This is a genomic window from Croceicoccus sp. BE223, from assembly GCF_031457155.1.
Classification (GTDB): domain Bacteria; phylum Pseudomonadota; class Alphaproteobacteria; order Sphingomonadales; family Sphingomonadaceae; genus Croceicoccus.
In genome coordinates, this window is record NZ_JAVDWB010000004.1 from 51,176 (window position 1) to 72,765 (window position 21,590).

21 protein-coding genes are annotated in these 21,590 nt (G+C 67.9%); 8 read left to right on the top strand and 13 right to left on the bottom strand.

Features of this window, described 5'->3' with window-relative positions:
• Position 1: 1 nt before the first annotated feature.
• The gene (locus tag J2X37_RS09590; protein ID WP_310020487.1) at positions 2–688 is read right to left on the bottom strand and encodes a glutathione S-transferase family protein; all 687 of its coding nucleotides are present in this window, start codon (positions 686–688) and stop codon (positions 2–4) included.
• 23 nt (positions 689–711) lie between these two features.
• On the bottom strand, positions 712–1,146 hold the full coding sequence (locus tag J2X37_RS09595) for a lactoylglutathione lyase (RefSeq protein ID WP_310020489.1): 435 nt from the start codon (positions 1,144–1,146) through the stop codon (positions 712–714).
• An 86-nt stretch (positions 1,147–1,232) separates the two neighbouring features.
• Between J2X37_RS09595 and J2X37_RS09600 the strand changes: the two genes are divergently transcribed.
• Both J2X37_RS09600 and cobS read left to right on the top strand, forming a co-directional pair.
• The gene (locus tag J2X37_RS09600) at positions 1,233–1,958 is read left to right on the top strand and encodes a winged helix-turn-helix transcriptional regulator (protein ID WP_310020491.1); all 726 of its coding nucleotides are present in this window, start codon (positions 1,233–1,235) and stop codon (positions 1,956–1,958) included.
• 67 nt (positions 1,959–2,025) lie between these two features.
• Positions 2,026–3,003 (top strand): cobaltochelatase subunit CobS, encoded by a 978-nt coding sequence (cobS, locus tag J2X37_RS09605; RefSeq protein ID WP_310020493.1) that lies wholly within the window; start codon positions 2,026–2,028, stop codon positions 3,001–3,003.
• 72 nt (positions 3,004–3,075) lie between these two features.
• On the opposite strand, the gene J2X37_RS09610 is transcribed toward cobS, so the two are convergent.
• The 3 genes from J2X37_RS09610 to fmt all read right to left on the bottom strand — a co-directional run bounded on the left by J2X37_RS09610 (position 3,076) and on the right by fmt (position 6,818).
• Positions 3,076–5,013 (bottom strand): alpha/beta fold hydrolase, encoded by a 1,938-nt coding sequence (locus J2X37_RS09610; protein ID WP_310020496.1) that lies wholly within the window; start codon positions 5,011–5,013, stop codon positions 3,076–3,078.
• A gap of 146 nt (positions 5,014–5,159) precedes the next feature.
• The gene (gene truA / locus J2X37_RS09615; RefSeq protein ID WP_310020497.1) at positions 5,160–5,906 is read right to left on the bottom strand and encodes a tRNA pseudouridine(38-40) synthase TruA; all 747 of its coding nucleotides are present in this window, start codon (positions 5,904–5,906) and stop codon (positions 5,160–5,162) included.
• Between the two features lie 6 nt (positions 5,907–5,912).
• Positions 5,913–6,818 carry a methionyl-tRNA formyltransferase gene (gene fmt, locus J2X37_RS09620; RefSeq protein WP_310020499.1) on the bottom strand — a complete coding sequence of 302 codons (906 nt, stop codon included), beginning with the start codon at positions 6,816–6,818 and terminating at the stop codon, positions 5,913–5,915.
• Between the two features lie 60 nt (positions 6,819–6,878).
• Here fmt and recR point away from each other — a divergent pair, with 60 nt between their 5' ends.
• Positions 6,879–7,490 carry a recombination mediator RecR gene (gene recR / locus J2X37_RS09625; RefSeq protein ID WP_310020502.1) on the top strand — a complete coding sequence of 204 codons (612 nt, stop codon included), beginning with the start codon at positions 6,879–6,881 and terminating at the stop codon, positions 7,488–7,490.
• An 82-nt stretch (positions 7,491–7,572) separates the two neighbouring features.
• Positions 7,573–8,136, top strand: coding sequence for a peptide deformylase (def, locus tag J2X37_RS09630; RefSeq protein WP_310020503.1), 564 nt, complete (start codon positions 7,573–7,575; stop codon positions 8,134–8,136).
• 164 nt (positions 8,137–8,300) lie between these two features.
• On the opposite strand, the gene J2X37_RS09635 is transcribed toward def, so the two are convergent.
• Entirely contained in the window at positions 8,301–8,708 is a 408-nt protein-coding gene (locus J2X37_RS09635; protein WP_310020505.1) for a four-helix bundle copper-binding protein, read from the bottom strand.
• A 104-nt stretch (positions 8,709–8,812) separates the two neighbouring features.
• On the opposite strand from J2X37_RS09635, the gene rmuC reads away from it, so the two are divergent.
• Positions 8,813–10,324, top strand: coding sequence for a DNA recombination protein RmuC (gene rmuC / locus J2X37_RS09640; RefSeq protein WP_310020507.1), 1,512 nt, complete (start codon positions 8,813–8,815; stop codon positions 10,322–10,324).
• Between the two features lie 4 nt (positions 10,325–10,328).
• Here the strand turns inward: rmuC and J2X37_RS09645 are convergent, their stop codons facing one another.
• From J2X37_RS09645 to J2X37_RS09675, 7 genes are all read right to left on the bottom strand, one after another.
• Entirely contained in the window at positions 10,329–11,123 is a 795-nt protein-coding gene (locus J2X37_RS09645; protein WP_310020510.1) for an RNA methyltransferase, read from the bottom strand.
• Positions 11,124–11,135: 12 nt separating this feature from the next.
• Positions 11,136–11,426 (bottom strand): HPr family phosphocarrier protein, encoded by a 291-nt coding sequence (locus J2X37_RS09650; protein WP_310020512.1) that lies wholly within the window; start codon positions 11,424–11,426, stop codon positions 11,136–11,138.
• Positions 11,423–11,827: a PTS sugar transporter subunit IIA gene (locus J2X37_RS09655; protein ID WP_310020513.1), complete on the bottom strand. Its 405-nt coding sequence runs from the start codon at positions 11,825–11,827 to the stop codon at positions 11,423–11,425. The genes J2X37_RS09650 and J2X37_RS09655 overlap by 4 nt, the downstream gene beginning before the upstream one ends.
• A 99-nt stretch (positions 11,828–11,926) precedes the next feature.
• Positions 11,927–12,862, bottom strand: coding sequence for an RNase adapter RapZ (gene rapZ, locus J2X37_RS09660; protein WP_310020515.1), 936 nt, complete (start codon positions 12,860–12,862; stop codon positions 11,927–11,929).
• A gap of 26 nt (positions 12,863–12,888) precedes the next feature.
• The gene (locus J2X37_RS09665; RefSeq protein ID WP_310020518.1) at positions 12,889–13,311 is read right to left on the bottom strand and encodes an HPr kinase/phosphatase C-terminal domain-containing protein; all 423 of its coding nucleotides are present in this window, start codon (positions 13,309–13,311) and stop codon (positions 12,889–12,891) included.
• The gene (locus J2X37_RS09670) at positions 13,308–14,960 is read right to left on the bottom strand and encodes an ATP-binding protein (protein ID WP_310020520.1); all 1,653 of its coding nucleotides are present in this window, start codon (positions 14,958–14,960) and stop codon (positions 13,308–13,310) included. Before J2X37_RS09670 ends, J2X37_RS09665 begins: the two co-directional genes overlap by 4 nt.
• A complete protein-coding gene (locus J2X37_RS09675; RefSeq protein WP_310020522.1) occupies positions 14,947–15,657 on the bottom strand; it encodes a response regulator transcription factor in 711 nt (236 codons plus the stop codon). Before J2X37_RS09675 ends, J2X37_RS09670 begins: the two co-directional genes overlap by 14 nt.
• A 343-nt stretch (positions 15,658–16,000) precedes the next feature.
• Between J2X37_RS09675 and J2X37_RS09680 the strand changes: the two genes are divergently transcribed.
• The 3 genes from J2X37_RS09680 (at position 16,001) to pheT (ending at position 21,584) form a co-directional block, all read left to right on the top strand.
• On the top strand, positions 16,001–17,590 hold the full coding sequence (locus J2X37_RS09680) for a phosphoenolpyruvate carboxykinase (RefSeq protein WP_310020524.1): 1,590 nt from the start codon (positions 16,001–16,003) through the stop codon (positions 17,588–17,590).
• 461 nt (positions 17,591–18,051) lie between these two features.
• Positions 18,052–19,188: a phenylalanine--tRNA ligase subunit alpha gene (gene pheS / locus J2X37_RS09685; RefSeq protein WP_310020526.1), complete on the top strand. Its 1,137-nt coding sequence runs from the start codon at positions 18,052–18,054 to the stop codon at positions 19,186–19,188.
• Positions 19,185–21,584 carry a phenylalanine--tRNA ligase subunit beta gene (gene pheT / locus J2X37_RS09690; protein WP_310020528.1) on the top strand — a complete coding sequence of 800 codons (2,400 nt, stop codon included), beginning with the start codon at positions 19,185–19,187 and terminating at the stop codon, positions 21,582–21,584. The genes pheS and pheT overlap by 4 nt, the downstream gene beginning before the upstream one ends.
• Positions 21,585–21,590 lie beyond the last annotated feature (6 nt).

Below are 21,590 nucleotides of genomic sequence, written 5' to 3' on the forward strand. Positions count from 1 at the left end.
CTCAGCTCTCCTTCGGCTTGTTGCGTTCGAACGTCGCGATCTGGTCAGCGAGCGCCCGCTGCCAGGCGGGGCGGGCCTGGCCGCGCGCGAGATAGGCGGCCAGCACCGGATCGCTCGCGACGAGGTCGCCCGCGCGCTCGCCCGCCCGTTGGATAGACATGAGCACGTGGACCATCGCGATGTCGGCGATCGAGAAGGCGCCCGCCAGCCAGTCGCGATCCGCCAGCCTGCGCGCGACCGGGGCGAGGCGGGCCGAGATCGATTCCTCGAGCGAGGGGCGGCGCAGCGCGGCCCATTCCTCGTTGCGAGCGAAGAAGGCGATGTTGGCCAGTTCCATCGCGCCCGGCTCGACCGAGTTGAGCGCGCCCAGCAGCCACGAGATCGCATCGGCCCTCGCCTGCCCACCGGCGGGAAGGAGGGCGGGGTGGCTTTCGCCCAGATGCAGCAGGATCGCGCCCGTCTCGAACCAGCGGGTCTCGCCGTCACGAAGCGCGGGTACCTGCCGCCAGGGTTGCAGCGCGGCATAGCCATCCGGCTTGGCGCGCACGTCGATCAGGTCTTCGGCATAGGCGAGGCCGGCCTCCTCGCAGGCCCAGCGGATGCGGACGTCGCGGACGAGTCCGTGGACGAAGGACGGCACCCAGGCATAGGCGGTGAGGACCAGCGGGGCGGCAGGATCGATCGGCATCGGTGCTCTCCTGTCCCCCGGCCCTACGATCCGTCCGCGACGAGATCGGGCGGGCCCTGTTCCGCGGCGAGGGGATCCATCCACATCGGCTCCCAGATATGACCGTCGGGGTCGGCAAAGGCATGGCTCATCATGAAGTCATGATCGGTCGGCGGATCGCAATCCGCGGTACCGCCGTGCAGGCCCGCGAGCCGGTTCATCTCGCGCACCTCCTCCGCCGTATCGAGATTGAGGCACAGGCGCAGGCTCGAGGATCCGTCGCTGGTGATCGGGCGCCGGGTGAACTCGCGCCACTTCTCGTGCGTCAGCAACATGACGACGATGGTGTCGGACCATTGCATGGCGGCGGCGGTATCATCGGTGAAACGCGGTTCGTTCACGAAGCCCAGCGCTTCGTAGAAAGCCATGGCGCGGGACAGGTCGGCGACGGGCAGGTTCACGAAGATCATGCGGGTCATCGTCTCGTCTCTCCTCGTCGCGCCCCGTCGTGCCGGGGCGAATCGAACCTTGCGATTCGTGATCGATCGAGTTTAAAAAGGCAACCATGGAGTTACAAAAGGAAACCATTTCGTCGTCTTCCTCGCACGGCCGGTGGTACGGCGATGCCTGCGGCGCGGCCTTCGCGATGGAACTGCTCGGCGAACGCTGGACGCTGCTGGTGCTGCGCGAACTGATGCTGGGGCCGCGCCGGTTCTCGGGCCTGCGCGCCAGCCTGCCGGGGATCAGCGCCAAGGTCCTGACCGAGCGGCTGGAGCGCCTGGAGCGGGCGGGCCTTCTGGTTCGCACGATGCTGCCGCCGCCCGCCTCGATGCAGGCTTACGAACTGACCGAATGGGGCCGGGAAACCGAGCCGATCATGCAGGCGATGGGCCGCTGGGCGGTGCGTTCGCCCGAACACGATCCGACCCTGCCGCTGACGCCGGTAGCGGCGATGCTGGCGCTGCGCACGATGCTCCGGCCCGAGCGGGCGGCGGGGCTGGCGCTCAACGCCGACTTCGCGTTCGGGCACGAGCGGTTCGCCGCGCGGCTGGCCGACGGGTCGCTCCACGTCGTGCGCGCCCAGGCGCCGACGCCCGGTGCCGAACTCGCGATCGGGGCCGCAACGCCGGGTGCGATGCTGCTGTGGATCTTCGGCAAGCGGCCGCTGGAGGAGGTGTCGCGAGAGACCGGGCTCGTCGTCGAGGGCGACCGCGATCTGGCCGAACGCTTCGCCGCCGCCTTTGCGCTTCCGCCCAGGATCGGCGCCCGCGCCGCCCCGTCAAAGTCATAGGCGGCTGGCCTTCGCGGCGTTTAGCCTGTTGCAGCGCCGCACAAGGGCGTTTACCGCCGCCGATGCAATGAACGACATGACCAACAGCCACCACACCGCCCTTGCCGCCCCGGACATCGAAGTCGACATCCGCGAGACGTTCGGCATCGACATCGACCTGAAGGTGCCGGCCTTCAGCCGCGCGGACGAACGCGTGCCAGATCTCGACAGTGCCTATGTCTTCGATCCGGACACAACGCTGGCGATCCTGGCAGGCTTTGCCCACAACCGCCGCGTCATGGTGCAGGGTTATCACGGCACCGGCAAGTCGACGCATATCGAACAGGTTGCCGCCCGGCTCAACTGGCCCTGCGTGCGCATCAACCTCGACGCCCACATCAGCCGCATCGACCTAGTCGGCCGCGACGCCATCGTGCTGCGCGACGGGCTGCAGGTGACCGAATTTCGCGAAGGCCTGCTGCCATGGGCACTGCAGACGCCGACTGCGCTGGTCTTCGACGAATACGATGCGGGCCGCCCGGACGTGATGTTCGTGATCCAGCGCGTCCTGGAAACGGCGGGCAAGCTCACCTTGCTCGACCAGAACCGCGTGATCCGCCCGAACCCCTGGTTCCGCTTGTTCGCGACGGCCAACACCGTCGGGCTGGGCGATACCAGCGGCCTCTATCACGGCACCCAGGCCATCAACCAGGGCCAGATGGACCGCTGGAACATGGTCGTCGCGCTGAACTACCTGCCCGAAGCGACCGAGGTCAGCATCGTTTCGGCCAAGGTGCCGGGCATGGATGCCGACACGATCACCCGGATGGTCCGCACCGCCGACCTGTCGCGGCAGGGCTTCATCAACGGCGACATCAGCACCGTGATGAGCCCGCGCACCGTGATCTCGTGGGCGCAGAACACGAAGATCCTCGGCGACATCGGTTTCGCCTTCCGCCTCTCGTTCCTCAACAAGTGCGACGAGACCGAACGCATGCTGGTCGCCGAATACTACCAGCGCGTCTTCGGCAAGGACCTGCCCGAAAGCGTCGTTCACAAGGCCTGACGGCGCGACCGATGCCGGGCCCGATTTGACGGGCGGCGCGGTCCGGAACCGCGCCCGCCGTCACCCTGTGCGTCAGTTGGCGGGGTTATGCTTCTCGACGAAGCCGACCGCCGCCTCCAGCATCTTCATCCGGGTTGCGGATGTCGAGAGCCAGTGGTCCTCTCCGTCCAGCATCACCATCTGGACCGGCTTACCGGCTTTCTCCAACGCCGCCTTCATCGACGTGGAATGATAGAGCGGCACGACGGTGTCGTCCTTGCCGTGGATGAGCAGGATCGGTGCGCTTGCCTGCGCCGCCTTGTCGCGCGGTGAAACCTCGGTCCAGCTGCTGCGCGGGCCGAAGCGCCGGTCGATCGAATCCTTGCCGACCTTGCCGTCGAACATGCTGAGATCGTCCTTGATCAGCATGTCGCCGATGTCGCTGACGGGAGCGACGGCCACCGCGCAACGGTAGATGTCCTTCTGCAGGACAACGCCCGCCAGCGCGGCATAGCCGCCATAGCTGGCACCGACGATGCAGGCACGCTTGGGATCGACGATGCCCTGTTTCGCGAGTTCGGCAAGGCCGTCCGAAATGTCGGTCTGCATCTTGCGGCCCCACTGCTGGTCGGCGGCGCGCATGAAGGCCATGTCGCGGTTGGTCGATCCGCGGAAGTTGGGCTGGAACACCGCGTACCCGCGCGAGGCATAGGCCTGCGCCCACCAGTCGAAATCGGCCCGGTCCATACTGTGCGGTCCGCCGTGCGGCAGCAGCACCACCGGCAGGTTCTTCGCCTCACGGTCGGCGGGCAGGGTCAGGATGCCGTCCATGTTGAGCCCGTCGGCCGCCGCATAGCGGATCACCCGGATCGGGCCGACCGACTCGTTCGCGATCTGCGGATAGTCGCGGCCCAGGATGCTCGCCTTCATCGTCGTCGTGTCGATGTTGTACCAAGTACCGCTGTCCTTGTTGCCCGAGGTATGGACGATGAACTTCGTCAGGTCGGGCGACATCGCTTCCAGCCGGGGATTGCGCCCGATGAAGGACGCCGCAAGCTGCTGCATCGTCTGGCTCACCGCCGGATTGACGATGGTCGGAAACGCCTTTCCATCCTCTAGATAGCCGAGCAGGTGGCCGGTCAGCGGGTGCGTGTAGATGCGGTCGACCGAAACGTCGGCAAGGAAGGGTTTGGGCGTGCCGCCGGCCAGCGGCACTTCCATCCACTGAACCTCGCTGCCGATGGGCGCGAGCGAATAGATCACGCTCGTCCCGTCATAGCCGAGGCTGACGAGCCCGACGTTCCCGTCCGGGGCGACGCCGCTGGCGATGGTCTTGTTCGATGCGTTGTCGATGCGCCAGATGCCGCCCTGCGCGCTTATCGCCAGCTTTGCGCCGACCGTGCCGTTCGCGTTGACCAGCCAAGTCGCCCACTCGCCCTGGTCGCCGCCGGTCGCCACCTGCTTGTCCTTCATCGACGTCACGTCGATCCGGAACAGGCCGGGGCTGGTGCGGCCGTTGAGAACGTAGCCGGTGTCGCCGAATTCGCGGTCCAGTCCCTGTCCCTTGACGAACAGGTTCCACTTTCCGTCGATCTGCCGCACGCCGTAGTGGCCATAAGTCAGCTTGAGCTTCGACTGGTCGCCCTCGAACACCTGCTTCGTGGTGCCCTTGTCGACGTCGAGCACGATGCTGCCATAGGTTTCGATGCGGCGTTGCATGAAGTCCATCGGCAGGTTCGTCGTCTGGCTGGCCCGGATGACGAGATGCTGCGGCCCGGCCCATTGCAGTTCGCGGACCTTCGATTCGCCCGCGGGGAGCGCGACCAGCGGCTTGCCGCTGCTGTCCCAGACGACGATCGTCGGCGCGCCCTTTACCGTCATGGCGGCGGCCATGCGCGAACCGTCGGGCGCGATGTCGATCGAGGACACGTCGGGAAGTCTGCCATAGGCCGAAAGCGGCGGCGCTTCGGCCATGACCGGCGTGGATGCCAGGAGCGCGCCGACAAAGGCGCTGCGAACGATATGACGCATCGGTGATTATTCCCCAGAAGCGGGCCTGCGACCCCGACGGAGGCCGATCCTGCCCCGTCCCCGCCGCGATTTATGCGGCCGAGTGCGCCTCAGGTAAAGACCGGTTTCGCTCGAAACGATCGCATTTTGTCGGTTTTTTGATGGACTTACTCGTCCGGATAGACGGCTTTCACGAAATAGAGCCCCTCGGGCGGCGCGTTGAGGCCGAGCGCCTGCCTGTCGCGCGCTTCCAGGGCGCGTCGCAGGTCATCGGGGTCCCACCGCCCCATCCCGACCAGCGCCAGACAGCCGACCATCGAGCGGATCTGGTGATGCAGGAAGCTGCGCGCCTCGGCATGGATGCGGACGTCCTCGCCCGCCCGCTCGACGTCCAGCCGGTCCAGCGTCTTGACCGGCGACTGCGCCTGGCAATGGGCAGAGCGGAAGGTGGTGAAGTCGTGCAGCCCGACGAGGTGCTGCGCGGCCCGGTGCATCGCCGCCGCGTCGAGCGGATGGGCCAGCTGCCATGCGCGGTTCGCGTCCAGCGTCAGCGGCGCGCGGCGGTTGACGATGCGATAGACATAGGCGCGCCCGAGGCACGAAAAGCGCGCGTGCCAGTCACCGGGCACGATGTGGCAGGCGGTGACGGCGACCGGACGGGGCCGCAACCGGGCGTTCACGCCTTCCATCAGGCGGAAGGGCGCAATGTCCTTCGCCACGTCGACGTGGGCGCGCATGGCAAGGGCATGGACCCCGGTGTCGGTGCGCCCGGCGGCATGCATGCGCACGTCCTCGCCGGTGATCGCCAGCACCGCTTCCTCGACCGCCTGCTGCACCGACGGGCCATGCGCCTGCCGTTGCAGGCCCATGAACGGTGTCCCGTCGAATTCGAGCGTGAGGGCAAAGCGCGGCATGGCCGGTCAGCGGATCTCGGTGCCGGCGGGGATCGGATAGCCGCGCAGCATCGCGGCGGTGTCCATCGCCGGCTTGCCCGCGCGCTGCACCAGCGTCGGCCGGATCGCGCCGAAACCGCAGGCGATCGTCAGCCGGTCGTCGAGCGTGGTCGCGGTCGCGCCCTCGCGGCCGATGACGTCGGCGGCCAGCACCCTGATCCGCTCGCCTTCCAGTTCGAAGAAGGCGCCGGGGCGCGGCGCGAAGGCGCGGATCTGCCGTTCGATGAATTCGGCGCCCTTGGCGAAATCGATGCGCGCCTCGGCCTTGTCGATCTTGTGAGCATAAGTCACGCCCTCGACCGGCTGGATTTCGGCCCGCACGCGGGGGAGGCGGGACAATACCTCGACCATCGCCTCGGCGCCCATCGCGGCGATCTCGTCGGTCAGCTCGCCGGCATTCTTCGCGTCGATGCGGGTGGTGCGTTTCAGCAGCATCGGCCCGGTGTCGAGCCCCTTCTCCATGTGCATGATCGTCACGCCCGTCGTCGCGTCGCCGGCCAGGATCGCGCGCTGCACCGGCGCCGCCCCGCGCCATCGCGGCAGGATCGAGCCGTGGACGTTAAGGCAGCCGTGCGCCGGCGCTTCCAGCACCGCGACCGGCAGCAGCAGGCCGTAGGCGGCGACGACCGCGACATCGGCACCCAGCGCGGCGAAGGCGTCCTTCTCCTCCTGCGGCTTGAACGAGGGCGGGGTGCGGACGGGGATGCCCAGTTCCTCCGCCGCCAGGTGCACCGACGAAGGCTGCAGCTTCCTGCCGCGGCCCGCCGGGCGGGGCGGCTGCGAATAGGCGACGATCACCTCGTGCCCCGCCGCGACGATCGCGCGCAGGGTGGGGACCGCGAAGTCCGGCGTTCCCATGAAGATGACGCGCATGTGCATATGTCCCCGGTGCCGGACTTCCCGGCCTGCGCCGCAGTCCCTATCTATCGCCACATGGCTTCACAAGACCCGCGGGGGAAAGAGATCGGGGCGCTGGCCGCCGCGCTGGCGCGCCTGCCGGGGCTGGGCCCGCGTTCGGCGCGGCGTGCGGTGCTGTGGCTGGTCAAGCGGCGCGACACCGCGCTGGTCGATCTGCTCGCATCGCTGACGGCGGTGCGCGAGACGCTGGTCGAGTGCCAGGTGTGCGGCAACGTCGATACTGCGAACCCCTGCCACGTCTGTGCGGACCCGCGGCGCGACGACCGCGCGCTTTGCGTGGTGGAGGATGTCGCCGATCTCTGGGCGCTGGACCGGGCGAAGCTGTTCACCGGGCGCTACCACGTGCTGGGCGGCAGGCTCTCCGCGCTGGACGGGGTGGGGCCGGAGGATCTCGCCATCGGCGCGCTGCTCGACAGGATCGACGCGGGCGGGGTGGACGAAGTGGTGCTGGCGATGAACGCCACGCTGGAGGGGCAGACGACCGCCCACTACATCGCCGAACGGCTGGAGGAACGGCCCGTGCGCGTCACCCAGCTTGCCCACGGCCTGCCGGTGGGCGGCGAACTCGACTACATGGACGAGGGCACGCTGGCGCAGGCGCTGCGGGCACGGCGTCCGGTATCCTGAGAGCGCGCGTTATGGATAGAGCGTGTCTGGTCACGGGGTCTGGCGACTTGCCGAAAAGACGCGAAATCCCTACATGGCGGGCATGGCTATCCGTGACATCATCGAAGTGCCCGATCCCCTGCTGAAGCAGATATCGGCCCCCGTGGAATCGTTCGACGACGAGCTCAAGACGCTGGTCGAGGACATGTTCGACACCATGTACGACGCCCCGGGCATCGGCCTTGCCGCGATCCAGATCGGCGTGCCCAGGCGCGTCCTGGTCATCGACCTGCAGCCCGACGATCCCGACGCCGAACCGGTGCCGTGCGACCACGACGGCCACCACCATCACCACCAGCCGACGAAAAAGGAACCGCGGGTCTTCGTGAATCCCGAGATTCTCGACCCGTCGGAGGAAACCAAGTCGTACCAGGAAGGCTGCCTTTCGGTGCCCGACATCTTCGCCGAAGTCGATCGCCCCGCCACCTGCCGCGTCCGCTACCAGGATCTCGACGGCAAGGTGCACGAGGAGGACATGGACGACCTGATGGCGGTGGTGATCCAGCACGAGATGGACCACCTCAACGGCATCGTCTTCATCGACCACCTCTCGCGCCTGAAGCGCAACATGGCGATGAAGAAGCTGCAGAAGCTGCGCGCGGCCTAGTTTGTCTATGTCCGGTTCCTTGAGCCGGATCCCTCAAACGCCGGGCGCGGACCGTCCGGTCCGCTTGGCTTCGCGCCAATAAGGCGCGGCGCGCGGTCGCACTTACCGGAGTCGCTTCGCGCCTGGGTGTTGTTCGGGCGGGTATTTTCCGGGCGCGAAGGGGTTCAGGCGGCGACGGCCTCGTCGTGCAGCTCTTCCATCGCGGCCTTGCAGTCGCGTGCGCATTCGCGGCACATGCGGGCGCAGCGCTGACAATGCGCGTTGTCGTGCTTCTCGCATTCCTCGGCGCAGGTTTCGCAGGCCTTGACGCACAGCGCCAGCATCGCCCGGATGACCGAGCGGTTCTCGTCGGTCCGGCGGCTGGCGACGCGGTAGGTCGCGGTGCAGATGTCGGCGCAGTCGCTGCACAGCCGGATACAGCGCTTCATGTCCATACCCTCGGCGCTGCAGGCATCGACGCAGGAATTGCAGATCGCCGCGCAATACATCGCGTGCCGCACGGCGAGCGCCAGGCTCTCGTTGAAATCGCCACCGACGTCGGGGTGCTCGGAAATCATCTTTTCTATCGACATAGAACGTCTCCTCGTACCCGACTGACGAACGGGGCGGGGAGAAGTTCCGGATCGAACCGGTCGGTGCCTTTGCCTTGGCCTATGTTCGATGTATGTTCTGGCGCATGGATGTGCTCGCGCTCGTTTTCGTCATCGTCGCCCTTTGCGTCGGGCTGGGTCTCGGCTGGTTTCTGGGCGCGCGGCCCGTGGCCGAATGGCGCCAGCGCCATGGCGCCCTCGAAGGCGAGGCGAAGGAGCAGGCGGAACGCTTCCGTACCGCCATCGCCGAACTCGCGACGATGAGCGAGCGGGCCGAACGGGCGGGCGAACTGGACGCGCAACTGCGCGACGCGCGATTGCAGCTCGACGGCTTGCGCGTGCAGGTGGCCGAACTCAACAAGGACCGCGCCAACCTCGCCGAGCGCGAGGCCCTGCTGAAGGAGGCGCGCGAGGAGCTCGGCAAGCAGTTCGAGGCAATGGGGGTCAAGGCGCTGGAGGGGGCGCAGGCGCGCTTTCTCGAACGCGCCAACGAGCGTTTCACCGAAAGCGAGAAGACCAATGCCGAGCGGATCAAGGCGCTGCTCGACCCGGTCGGCGCGAGGTTGAAGGCCTACGAGGAACAGGTCGCGGCGCTGGAAGAAAAGCGGGTCAAGGATTTCGGCAGCCTTGCCGGGGTGATCGAGCAGATGCGGCTGGGCCAGGAGGAAGTGCGGCGCGAGGCGCAGCGGCTGGGCAATTCGCTCACCAACGCGCCCAAGGCTCGCGGCCGCTGGGGCGAACGTGCCTTGCAGAACGTACTCGAACAATGCGGCCTGTCGGAACACACCGACTTCATTCTCGAACATTCCCTGTCGACCGACGAGGGGCGGCTGCGTCCCGATGCCATCGTCAACGTGCCGGGCCAGAAGAAGCTCGTCATCGACGCGAAGGTGTCATTGAACGCCTACCAGGCCGCGTTCGAGGCGGACGAGGGGGCGGAGCGGTCGCGCCATCTCGACCTGCATGCCAAGTCGATGCGGAACCACGTCCAGACGCTCGGCTCGAAAAGCTACCAGAGCCAGTTCGACGATGCCCCCGACTACGTCGTGATGTTCGTGCCGGGCGAGCATTTCGTGGCCGCTGCGCTCGAACACGATCCGGAACTGTGGGACTTCGCCTTTCGCAACAAGGTGCTGCTGGCTACGCCGACCAACCTCGTCGCCATCGCGCGCACCGTCGCGCAAGTCTGGCGGCAGGACACCATCGCGCGCGAGGCGGTGGAGATCGGCAAGGCCGGGGCAGATCTCTACGACCGGCTCGCGGTGGCGGCCGACCACCTGAAGCGGGTCGGCGGCGGGCTGGAAACCGCGGTCAACAATTACAACAAGTTCGTCGGCAGCTTCGAGCGCAATGTGCTGACCTCGGGCCGGCGGCTGGCTGAAAAGGGCATCGAGATCGGCAAGCGCGAGCTGGATGAAGTGCCGCTGGTCGAAGCCGCGCCGCGCTACGGCCGCGCGGATGCGGCTCTCGTTTCTGAGGGCGATGCGGGTGAGGCCGGGGGAACGGGCGAGGGCGGGCTGGGCGTGGCCGGGCTGAACGAGGTCGGGCCGGCAAGGCCGGACCGCCTGTCGGTCGTTGGCGGCACCGGGCCGGAGTGACGGTTCAGCCGAGCCTGGCGAGCACCTCGTAGGAAAGGACCGCGCTTGCGACCGCGGCATTGAGGCTGTCGGCCCGACCCTTCATCGGCATGTGGACGCGAAGATCGCAGGCCATCTCGTACTCTTCGGGAAGGCCGCGCGATTCGTTGCCGACCATCACGAAGCACGGCGCGGCATAGGCGGCGGCGCGGTAGTCGTGCGATTCGCGCAGCGACGCGGCGACGAGCTGGCCCGGCCCCTCGCGCAGCCAGGCATGGAATTCGTCCCACCGCGCCTGCGCCAGCGGCACGGTGAAGATCGCGCCCATGCTGGCGCGCACCGCTTCGACGCTGAACGGGTCGGCGCAGTCGTCGACCAGCACCAGCCCCCCCGCGCCCACCGCGTCGGCGGTGCGCAGCATGGTGCCGAGATTGCCCGGATCGCGCATCGCCTGCGCCACCAGGAACAGCGGAGCGGCATCCCGGTCGATGCGCGAAAGCGGGGTGTCGAATTCGGCGAAAACGCCGGAAACGGCCTGCGGGTTGTCCTTCCCCGTGATCTTCGAGAGCGCCTCTTGCGACACCTCGATCACGTCGCCGCCCGCGGCCTCGACGTCGGCAACAAGCGCGTCGAGCAGGGGATGCGCCTCGCGCCCTTCCGCCATCACCAGCGTTTCGGGACAATGCCCGGTCTCGCGCGCGTCGGTGAGCAGCCGCAGACCTTCGGCCAGGAAGCGCCGCTCACGCCGGCGGTGCTTCTTGTCGCGCAGGGACCGCAGATACTTGACGGTGGGATTGGAAAGGCCCGTTATGCGGCGCATCCGCCCGGATCCTCATTCTTCGCCGAAGCGATCCTCGACCAGCGTGCAAAGCTGGGTCAGCGCGTCGGCCGCGGCGGGGCCGCTGGTCACGATCTCGATCTCGTCGCCCTTGGCCGCGCCCAGCATCATAAGGCCGAGAATCGAGCCGCCCGCCGCCTCGTTCCCGTCGCGGATCACGCGCACCCGGTTGCCGTCGGGCAGGGCCGCGACCATGCCCACGAACTTGGCACTGGCGCGCGCGTGGAGCCCGCGCTGGTTGGCGATGGTCACCCGGCGGCGCAATTCCTCGCCCGTCTCGCTCATGCGTCCTGGCCCAGGAATTCGGAGGCGATGGTGATGTAGTTGCGCCCCGCCTCGCGCGCGGCCTTCACCGCGTCGACGACGGAAAGATCGACCCGCGCGCCGGCGAGGCGGATGAGCATCGGCAGGTTGATGCCGGCGATGACCTCGACCTTGCCCGCCTGGAGCAGCGAAATCGCGAGATTCGACGGCGTGCCGCCGAACAGGTCGGTGAGAATGATGACGCCCTTGCCCGAATCGGCGGCGGCGATCGCTTCGCGGATATCGTTGCGACGCTGTTCCATGTCGTCGCTGGGGCCGATGCAGATCGGCACGACCTTGTCTTGCGGCCCGACCACGTGTTCCATCGCGCGGACGAACTCTTCCGCGAGATTACCGTGGGTTACCAGAATTAGCCCGATCATGTGGTCCCTATGCAGTCCGTATCCGCGTCGACACCGGTGAAAAATAGCCGGTGCCGATGAACCGGGGGTGGCCTGTCCGGCCCCCGGGAAAAGTCCCGTTCACGCGCGGGTCGCGCCTTCGACCAGATCGGTGGTGCCCGAGTCAAGGTTGCGATGGAACAAGGTGGGTGAATGGCCTGCCGCGCGCAAGGCCCCGGCCAGGCTCTCCGCCGCAAAAACCGAGCGGTGCTTGCCGCCGGTGCAGCCGAAGGCGATGTTGACGTAGGCCTTGCCCTGCGCCTCGTACCGGGGCAGCAGCATCAGCACCAGGTCGCGGATGCGGCCGAAGGCCTCGTCCCAGGCCGGGTCCTGCCGAATGTGATCGGCCACCGCCTCGTCCCGGCCCGTCAGCGGGCGCAGCGCGTCGTCCCAGTGCGGGTTGTCGAGAAAGCGCATGTCGAAGACGAGGTCTGCCGTCGGCACCATCCCGCGCGAAAATCCGAAGCTGGAAACCGTGACGGTCATCTCCTGCGGCGCGGTGGGGGCGAACAGTTCGCGGATCGTGCGCTGCAGGTCGTTGGTCGAAAACCGATTGGTCGAGATGACGACGTCGGCGACCTGGCGCAGCGGCTCCATCATCGCGCGCTCCGCCTCGATCCCCTCGGTGACCGGGCGGTCGCCCGCCAGCGGGTGGCGGCGGCGCGTCTCGTTGTAGCGGCGTTCCAGCTCTTCCGACCCGCAGTCCAGGAAAAGAAGCGAGAACGCCATGTCCTCCGCCTCCGCCACGGCGGCGATGTCGGCCAGGATCGCCCGCGGGTCGAAGCCGCGGGTGCGCGCGTCGAAACCGATGGCGAGCGGCGCGGTCGCGTCGCCGCTGCCTTCGTGCCCCGGTCCCGGTTCGGTCTGGAGCAGGCGGCCGATCATGCGCACGGGAAAATTGTCGACCGGTTCCCACCCCAGGTCTTCGAGCGCGCGCAGCGCAGTCGTCTTGCCCGCGCCGAGCAGCCCGGTGACGAGCAGGACGCGGGTGGGCCGGGATGGCGAGTCGGTCAGCATGGATGCCCTTCTATGCCCGTTTGCCTTCAGGGCGTCAGCCCGTGAAGGGCCAGCGCCATTTCGGCACGGATCGCCCCCACCGTGCTGTCGGGCCAGAAGGACAGGCGGGGCAGGCGCACCCCTTGGCGCACGATGCTGTCGGCCGCCTCGACATGGCGCGGCGCCGCCTGGTCCAGCGTCAGGACCAGCGCCGCTGGCGCCTCGCCGCTGGGCATGGTGACGATGCCGACGTTGCGCACCTCGATCAGGCCACGGGTCGTGGGATGCGGCATGACCCACAGGCGGTCGCCCCGCTTCTCCAGCATCACCCCGTCGTCGCCGATCAGCGTTGCGCCCCGGTCGATCAGCGCGAGCGCGAGGCTGGTCTTGCCGCTGCCGGGCTCGCCCTCGATCAGGATGGCGCGGCCGTCGATCGCGACGCAGGTCGCCTGGTGGGCGGCGGCGCTCACTTGTCGGGCCCCAGCGCGGGCAGGGTGACGACCATCACCGCGCCGCTCTGCCCGTCGGCCCGGTCGCGCACAGACATGGTGCCGTCGTGCGCCGCGACGATCGAGCGCGCGATGGCAAGGCCCAGCCCGCTGTGGTTGCCGAAGGCCGCTTCGGGGCGGACCGAGTGGAACCGCTCGAACACCGCCTCGCGCTCTTCGGGGGGGATGCCGGCGCCGTCGTCGGTGACGGTCATCTCGACCCTGTTGCCGAGGTCGGCGAAGGCGACGACGATGCGCCCGCCGTGGGGCGAGAAGCCGGCCGCGTTGTCGACGAGGTTCTCGAGCACGCGTTCCAGCCGCGCGGCGTCGCCCTTGACCATCGTGGCGCTGCTCGGCGCGCTCTCGACCTCGAAGGTCAGGTCCCGCTCCTCGCCCAGCCGCGCGGCCATCGTGCGCCCACCGATGACCCCGCGAGCCAGCGCGAAGAGGTCGACCGGGGTGAAGGTGGTGCGCGATAGTTCGGCATCGACGCGGGTCGCCTCGGCGATCTCGGTGATCAGCCGGTCGAGCCGGCGCACGTCGGCCTTGGCGATGTCGACCAGCTGGTTCTTGAGCTTCGGATCGTCCACCGATTCGAGCGTGTCGAGCGCGGTGCGCAGGGAAGCGAGCGGGTTCTTCAATTCGTGGCTGACGTCGGCGGCAAAGGCCTCGCCCGCGTCGATCCGCTCGCGCAGCGCGCCGGTCATGTCGGACAGCGCGCGGGCGAGCATGCCGATCTCGTCGCCGCGTTCGGGCAGGCGCGGCACGACCACCTCGCGGTCGCGGCCCAGCCGCACGCGCGCGGCGGCGCGGGCCAGCAGCTGCAAGGGCTGGACGATGGTGCGTGCGAGGAACAGCGAGAGCTGGATCGAGAAGAGGATGCCCAGCGCGAGCAGGATCAGCAGCGTCTGGCGTGCCTCGCGGACCGACTGGGTGATGTCGAGCGCGTTGCGCATGGTCAGCAGCGTCTCGCCTTGCGGGCCGTAGGGCGCGGCGGCGGTGATCACCGGCGTCCGGTCCGGGGCATAGCGCAGCATGACCGCTCCTTGCCCCGCCTGTTCCGACACGAAGATTTCTGGCCATTCCGACTTCCTGGCCGGATCGGCGTCCTTCGCGGGATCATAGGGCGGGACCGGCGGCGCGCCGACGAGGAAATCGACCGTGCGGTCGAGCCAGCGGGCGAAATCCTGCACCCAGGGTTCGCTTTCGGGGTCGACGAATTCGAAGGCGGGCGCGCCGACCACGAAGCTGTCCGTCTGGAGATCGCCCACGGCGTTAAAGGTCCGCAGCCGCAGGCGCTGCTCGCTGCCGATGCGGGCGAGGAGAGCGGCATGTTCGCTCGACGGCGCCTCGGCCAAGGCGTTGGCGATGATCTCCACTTCGGACCGGGCGAGCTTGAAACGCTCGGCGATCAGCTGCTTGCGATAGGTGTCGAGGAAGAACAGCCCGCCCAGGACCAGCCCGACAATCAGCACGTTGACCGCCAGGATGCGGGTGGTCAGCGAAAATCGGCGGGTCCAGAACAGGCGGTCGGGCGCCTGCTCGGCTCCGCGATCCTTGCCGGCAGGCAGGCGCTCTTCCGCTTCGCGATCCGGGTCTGACGGGTCCGAAAGGGTGTCAGTCGCCCGCAAAGCTGTAGCCTGCCCCGTAGAGCGTCGCGATGCCGGAGAATTCGCGGTCGACCTCGCGGAACTTGCGCCGCAGCCGCTTGATGTGGCTGTCGATCGTGCGGTCGTCGACGAAGACATCGTCCTGATAGGCGGCGTCCATCAGCTGGTTGCGCGTCTTTACCACGCCGGGCCGCTGGGCCAGCGCCTCCAGGATCAGGAATTCCGTCACCGTCAGCGAGACCGGCTCCCCGTCCCAGGTCACGCGGTGGCGTTCGGGCTCCATCGACAGGCGGCCGCGGGTGATCACCTCCGCCGGCGGTTCCTCGCTGGTGCCCGACAGGCGCGAACGGACCAGTTCCTCGCGCCGCAGCAGGGCGCGGATGCGGGCGATCAGCAGGCGCTGGCTGAAGGGCTTGGCGATATAGTCGTCCGCGCCCATGGCCAGGCCGATGGCCTCGTCCTGCTCGTCGGTCTTGCTGGTCAGGAAGATCACCGGCAACGAGCTTTTCTCGCGTAGGCGGCGCAGCAGTTCCAGCCCGTCCATCCGCGGCATCTTGATGTCGCAGACGGCCAGATCGGGCGGATTCTCGATCAGCGATTCGAGCGCGGCCGAGCCGTCGGAATAGACGCGGGTCTCGAACCCCTCGGCCTGGAGCGCGATCGAAAGGCCGGTAAGGATGTTGCGGTCGTCGTCGACCAGCGCGATAACCTGCGCCATCAATCTCCCCTGCGCGTGGCATCTGGATGAAGCAGCCTCATGCCAGCGACCCGGGCCAAGGTAAATGGATTCGCCGAAAAGACCATCTGGCAAGGGCCAGCGCGCATGCAGTAAATACTTTCGAATAATCAATTATTTTGTCCCCGGCCATGACGGGAAACAGCCTGTTTGACCTCGTCCCCCCGCTCGACTATGCGCAACTCCGGTTCCGGCGCGCGCCGGAGGATGGGGGCGAGAGGGAGAAACCGCCGTCCATCCGCCCGAGGGGATCGGGGATCGGATTGCCCGCCGCTGCAGGTGCCGCCGGCACAGGCCGCAGGCCGGGCGCTGACAGGAGACAGACGTGTCGCTCAATACGCCGCTTGCCGCCCAGGGCATTGAAACTGGTGCGAAGATCCATGCCAATCTCGGAACCGCCGCCCTCGTCGAGCATGCTCTCGAAAACGGGGAAGGCCGCCTCAGCAAGTATGGCGCGCTCGTCGTCGATACCGGCCGCTTCACCGGCCGCAGCGTGAAAGACAAGTTCGTCGTCCGCGACGACATGACCGAGGCGACGATCAACTGGGGCAAGATCAACCAGCCGATGAGCGCCGAGCACTTCGCCAACCTGAAGGCCGACTTCATGGAAGCGCTGAAGGGGGAGGACGAGCTTTACGTCGCCGACCTGTTCGGCGGTTCGCAGCCGGAATACCGCGTCAACGTGCGCGTCATCACCCAGATGGCATGGCACTCGCTGTTCATCCGCACGCTGCTCGTCCGCCCCACGGCGGAGGAACTGGCAAGCTTCGTGCCCGAATTCACCATCATCAACCTGCCCAGCTTCAAGGCCGATCCCGAACGGCATGGCAGCCGCTCGGACACGATGATCGCGGTCAGCTTCACCGAGAAGCTCATCCTCATCGCCAACACCGAGTATTCGGGCGAGATGAAGAAGGGCGTGTTCGGCCTGCTCAACTACCTGCTGCCCGAACAGGGCGTGATGCCGATGCACTGCTCGGCCAATGTCGGCGCCGACGGCAAGACCGCGATCTTCTTCGGCCTTTCCGGCACCGGCAAGACGACGCTTTCGGCCGATGCCAGCCGCACGCTGATCGGCGATGACGAGCATGGCTGGTCGGACGATGCGGTGTTCAACTTCGAGGGCGGCTGCTACGCCAAGATGATCGACCTCTCGCCCGAAGGCGAGCCGGAGATCTACGCGACGACCCGCATGTTCGGCACGATCCTCGAGAACGTGGCGATGGACGAGGAAACCCGCGACATCGACTTCTCGGACACCAGCAAGACCGAGAACACCCGCGGGGCCTATCCGATCGAGTTCATCCCCAACACCTCGGAAAAGAACCTCGGCCCGGTTCCGGCCAACGTCATCATGCTGACCGCCGATGCCTTCGGCGTGCTGCCCCCGATCGCGCGACTCACGCCCGACCAGGCGATGTACTACTTCCTGTCGGGCTACACCGCCAAGGTCGCCGGCACCGAGATCGGCGTTACCGAACCCGAGGCGACGTTCTCGACCTGCTTCGGCGCGCCGTTCATGCCGCGCCATCCCAGCGTCTACGGCAACCTGCTGAAGCAGCGGATCGCCAAGGGCGGGGTGCAGTGCTGGCTGGTCAACACCGGCTGGACCGGCGGCAAGTACGGCACCGGATCGCGCATGCCGATCAAGGTGACGCGCGCGCTGCTCAACGCCGCGCTCGACGGTTCGCTGAACGATGCCGAGTTCCGCAAGGACCCGAATTTCGGCTTCGAGGTTCCGGTCGCGGTGCCGGGCGTCGACAGCCAGATCCTCGATCCGCGCTCGACCTGGGCGGACAAGGAGGATTTCGACCGGACCGCGCTGAAGCTGGTGCAGCTTTTCGTCGACAACTTCGCCGATTTCGAGGCGCATGTCGACGAAGGCGTCCGCAAGGCGGCCCCGTCCGCCGCCTGAGCGGATCGTCATATCGAAACGCGAAACGCCCCGGGCCGGCAAGGTCCGGGGCGTTTTCCTTTGATGGTCCTGCCTGGCGGGAAACCGGCAAAGGAAAAGGCGCGAAGTGCCGAGACACTTCGCGCCTTCTTGCCCCCGGTGTTCGCGGCGCCGGTCCCCCAACCGTTGCCGCTCTGCCGAGCATGCACCGAGGCCTGCAACCCAGGCCCGATGCTTCCCTGACCGGTCGTGCCGCACACCATGACGGCGCGCCGGCTTCCAACCGTTTCGAGCCGCACCTACTCCCGCATGGCTTCCTCCGGCAAGGGGCAGACCGGTTTCGAACAGCGATTGTCATGGACTTGCAGGCAAAGGTCATCGCCCTGCCGCCCCCGACTGTCGTGCGCAGGCATTGCGGAGCGGGGGCACTGTGCCTAGAGAGCGGTCGCAATCGCCCACCTTCGAAGCCGAAGACAGGATCCATGACCGACACCGATTCGCTGCGCGCAGAGGCGCTAGCACGCATCAACGAGGCGCAGACGCTCGACGCTCTGGAAGAGCACCGGGTCGGCTACCTCGGCAAGAAGGGGTCGATTTCCGCCCTGATGAAGACGCTGGGCGGCATGAGCCCCGAGGAACGCTCCGCCGCCGGGGCCCGCTTCAACGTGCTGCGCGACGAGGTTGCCGCCGCGATCGCCGCGCGCAAGGCCACTCTGGAAAGCGCGGCGATGGAAGCGCGGTTGGCCAGCGAAATGCTCGACCTGTCGCTGCCCGCGCCCGATGCACCCGCCGGATCGGTCCACCCGGTCAGCCAGGTGATGGACGAACTTGCGGAAATCTTCGCCGATCTCGGCTTCGCGGTCGCGACGGGGCCGGAGATCGAGGACGACTGGCACAACTTCACCGCGCTCAACATGCCGGAAAGCCATCCGGCGCGGGCGATGCACGACACGTTCTATTTCCCGGATGCCGACGCCGAAGGACACCCGGCCTCAAGCAGCGAAGCGGTAGGCCAGAAAAAATCCATGCTGCTGCGCACCCACACTTCGCCCGTGCAGATCCGGTCGATGATGAGGGACGGTGCGCCGCTGCGCATCATTGCGCCGGGCCGCGTCTACCGCAGCGACAGCGACGCGACCCACACGCCGATGTTCCACCAGATCGAGGGACTGGTCATCGACAAGGGCATCCATCTCGGCCACCTCAAGTGGACGCTGGAAACCTTCCTCAAGGCGTTCTTCGAGCGGGACGACATCGTCCTGCGCCTGCGGCCCAGCTACTTTCCTTTCACCGAGCCTTCGGTCGAGGTCGATGTCGGCTATTCGGTCGAGAAGGGGCGCCGGATCGTCGGCGGGTCGGGCGACGACGAGGGCCATGCCTGGATGGAAGTGCTGGGCAGCGGCATGGTCAATCGCAAGGTCATCGAATTCGGCGGGCTCGACCCCGACGAGTGGCAGGGCTTCGCGTTCGGCACCGGGGTCGACCGGCTTGCGATGCTGAAATACGGCATGGACGACTTGCGCGCCTTCTTCGACGGCGACTTGCGCTGGATGAAGCACTACGGGTTCTCGGCGCTCGACGTGCCGACCCTGTCCGGCGGCGTGGGAGTGGCGGCATGAAGTTCTCGCTCTCCTGGCTCAAGGATCATCTCGACACCGACGCGACCGCGACCGAGATCGCGGCCAGGCTCAACGCCATCGGGCTGGAGGTCGAAGGGCTGGAAAACCCGGCGGCGGCGCTGGCGGGGTTCCGCATCGCGCGCGTCATGACGGCCGCGCCGCACCCCGATGCCGACAAGCTGCAGGTGCTTTCGGTCGACCTGGGTGACGGACAGCCGCTGCAGGTCGTGTGCGGCGCGCCCAATGCGCGGGCGGGGCTGGTCGGCGTGCTCGGCACCCCCGGCGCGGTCGTGCCGGCCAATGGCATGGAAATGCGCAAGGCGGCGATCCGCGGCGTCGAATCGAACGGGATGATGTGCTCCAGCCGCGAACTGGACTTGGGCGACGATCACGACGGCATCATCGAGCTGCCCGCCGATGCGCCGGTGGGCCGCGAATTCGCCGAATACGCCCATCTCGACGACCCGGTCTTCGATCTGTCGATCACCCCGAACCGGCCCGACTGCATGGGCGTCTACGGCATCGCGCGCGATCTCGCGGCGGCGGGGCTGGGGACGCTGAAGCCGGTCGCGGCGGTCGAACATCGCGGCTCCCACCCCTGCGTGGTGGAAATCCGCACCGAGGACCCAGAGGGTTGCCCTGCGTTCTTCGGGCGCACCATCCGCGGCGTCACCAACAGCGCCAGCCCGGCCTGGATGCAGGCACGGCTCAAGTCGGCGGGGCAGCGCCCGATCTCGGCGCTGGTCGACATCACCAACTACGTCATGCTGACTTACGGCCGCCCGGCCCATGCCTATGATCTTGCCAAGCTGACCGGCGCGGTCGTCGCGCGGCGGGCGAAGGCGGGCGAGGGGGTCACCGCGCTCAACGAGAAGAGCTACGTGCTCGACGAAACGATGACGGTGATCGCCGACGACAGCGGCGTCCACGACATCGCCGGCATCATGGGCGGGGAGCATTCGGGCTGTTCGGAAACGACGACCGATGTCCTGCTCGAGGTCGCCTACTTCGATCCCGAACGCATCGCGCAGACCGGGCGCGCGCTTAATCTGACGAGCGATGCGCGCAGCCGCTTCGAGCGCGGGGTCGATCCCGACTTCCTGCGGCCGGGGCTGGAGATCCTGACCGGCCTGATCCTCGACATTTGCGGCGGCGAGGCGAGCGAGGCGAGCCACGTCGGTGCGCCGCCCGCCGGCGGCAAGGTCGTGCGCTACGATCCGGCGCTGGCCGCAACGCTGGGCGGGGTCGCGGTGCGCGAGGAAGAACAGCAGCGCATCCTGGCCGCGCTGGGGTTCGAGATCGCTGCGGTGGACGATCACTGGGCGGTGACGGTGCCGAGCTGGCGTCCCGACGTCGACGGCGCGCCCGACATCGTCGAGGAAGTGATCCGCATCCACGGGCTCGACGACGTGCCTTCGGTGCCGCTGCCGCGCGCCGCCGGGGTCGCCATGCCGACCGCGACGGCGATGCAGGCGCGCGAGCGCCGGTTGCGCCGCGCCGCCGCCGCGCGCGGGTTGAACGAGGCGGTGACCTGGTCTTTCCTGCCGTTGGCCGAGGCGGAAATGTTCGCGGACCAGCCGCTCTGGGTTCTGGCCAACCCGATCAGCGAGGACATGAAGGCGATGCGCCCCTCGCTGCTGCCGGGCCTGCTGATGGCGGCGCGGCGGAACCTGGCGCGCGGCGCCGGTTCGGCTCGCCTGTTCGAGATCGGCCGCCGTTACCTGCGCGGCGAAGCGGGCGCGAGCGACGAGCGCATGACGCTCGGCGTCGTGCTGGCGGGTGAGCGTTCGGCGCGGTCGTGGCAGGGCGGCAAGGCGCAGGGCTTCGACGCCTTCGACGCCAAGGCGGAGGCGACGGCCCTGCTCGAGGCTGCCGGTGCCCCTGTCGCCAACCTGATGGTGATGGGCGAGGCCGGCAACCAGTATCACCCCGGCCAGTCGGCGACGCTGCGGCTGGGGCCGAAGAACGTGCTGGCGCGCTTCGGCACGCTGCATCCCGCGGTCGCCAAGGCGTTCGACCTCGACGGGCCCGTGGTCGTCGTCGAGATCGACCTTGAGGCGATTCCGGCGAAGAAGGGCGCGGCGACATTTACCCGCGCCAGCTACACCCCGCCCGCGTTGCAGGCGGTGTCGCGCGACTTCGCCTTTCTCGTGCCCGCCGCGATGCCCGCGGGCGATCTCGTCCGCACGATCCGGAACGCGGACAAGAAGCGCATCGTCGATGCCCGCCTGTTCGACCTGTTCGCCGGGCAGGGCGTGCCCGAGGGGCAGAAGTCGCTCGCCGTCGAAGTGACGCTGCAACCGACCGATGCGACCTTTACCGAAGCCGATCTGAAGGCGGTGAGCGACGCGGTGACGGCGGCGGCGGCGAAGATCGGGGCGGTCCTCAGGGGCTGAGGAGGG

Coding starts and splice junctions, on each gene's coding strand:
- J2X37_RS09590 (WP_310020487.1), bottom strand. CDS start 688: ATGCCGATCGATCCTGCCGCCCCGCTGGTCCTCACCGCCTATGCCTGG.
- J2X37_RS09595 (WP_310020489.1), bottom strand. CDS start 1,146: ATGACCCGCATGATCTTCGTGAACCTGCCCGTCGCCGACCTGTCCCGC.
- J2X37_RS09600 (WP_310020491.1), top strand. CDS start 1,233: ATGGAGTTACAAAAGGAAACCATTTCGTCGTCTTCCTCGCACGGCCGG.
- cobS (WP_310020493.1), top strand. CDS start 2,026: ATGAACGACATGACCAACAGCCACCACACCGCCCTTGCCGCCCCGGAC.
- J2X37_RS09610 (WP_310020496.1), bottom strand. CDS start 5,013: ATGCGTCATATCGTTCGCAGCGCCTTTGTCGGCGCGCTCCTGGCATCC.
- truA (WP_310020497.1), bottom strand. CDS start 5,906: ATGCCGCGCTTTGCCCTCACGCTCGAATTCGACGGGACACCGTTCATG.
- fmt (WP_310020499.1), bottom strand. CDS start 6,818: ATGCGCGTCATCTTCATGGGAACGCCGGACTTCGCGGTCCCCACCCTG.
- recR (WP_310020502.1), top strand. CDS start 6,879: ATGGCTTCACAAGACCCGCGGGGGAAAGAGATCGGGGCGCTGGCCGCC.
- def (WP_310020503.1), top strand. CDS start 7,573: ATGGCTATCCGTGACATCATCGAAGTGCCCGATCCCCTGCTGAAGCAG.
- J2X37_RS09635 (WP_310020505.1), bottom strand. CDS start 8,708: ATGTCGATAGAAAAGATGATTTCCGAGCACCCCGACGTCGGTGGCGAT.
- rmuC (WP_310020507.1), top strand. CDS start 8,813: ATGGATGTGCTCGCGCTCGTTTTCGTCATCGTCGCCCTTTGCGTCGGG.
- J2X37_RS09645 (WP_310020510.1), bottom strand. CDS start 11,123: ATGCGCCGCATAACGGGCCTTTCCAATCCCACCGTCAAGTATCTGCGG.
- J2X37_RS09650 (WP_310020512.1), bottom strand. CDS start 11,426: ATGAGCGAGACGGGCGAGGAATTGCGCCGCCGGGTGACCATCGCCAAC.
- J2X37_RS09655 (WP_310020513.1), bottom strand. CDS start 11,827: ATGATCGGGCTAATTCTGGTAACCCACGGTAATCTCGCGGAAGAGTTC.
- rapZ (WP_310020515.1), bottom strand. CDS start 12,862: ATGCTGACCGACTCGCCATCCCGGCCCACCCGCGTCCTGCTCGTCACC.
- J2X37_RS09675 (WP_310020522.1), bottom strand. CDS start 15,657: ATGGCGCAGGTTATCGCGCTGGTCGACGACGACCGCAACATCCTTACC.
- pheS (WP_310020526.1), top strand. CDS start 18,052: ATGACCGACACCGATTCGCTGCGCGCAGAGGCGCTAGCACGCATCAAC.
- pheT (WP_310020528.1), top strand. CDS start 19,185: ATGAAGTTCTCGCTCTCCTGGCTCAAGGATCATCTCGACACCGACGCG.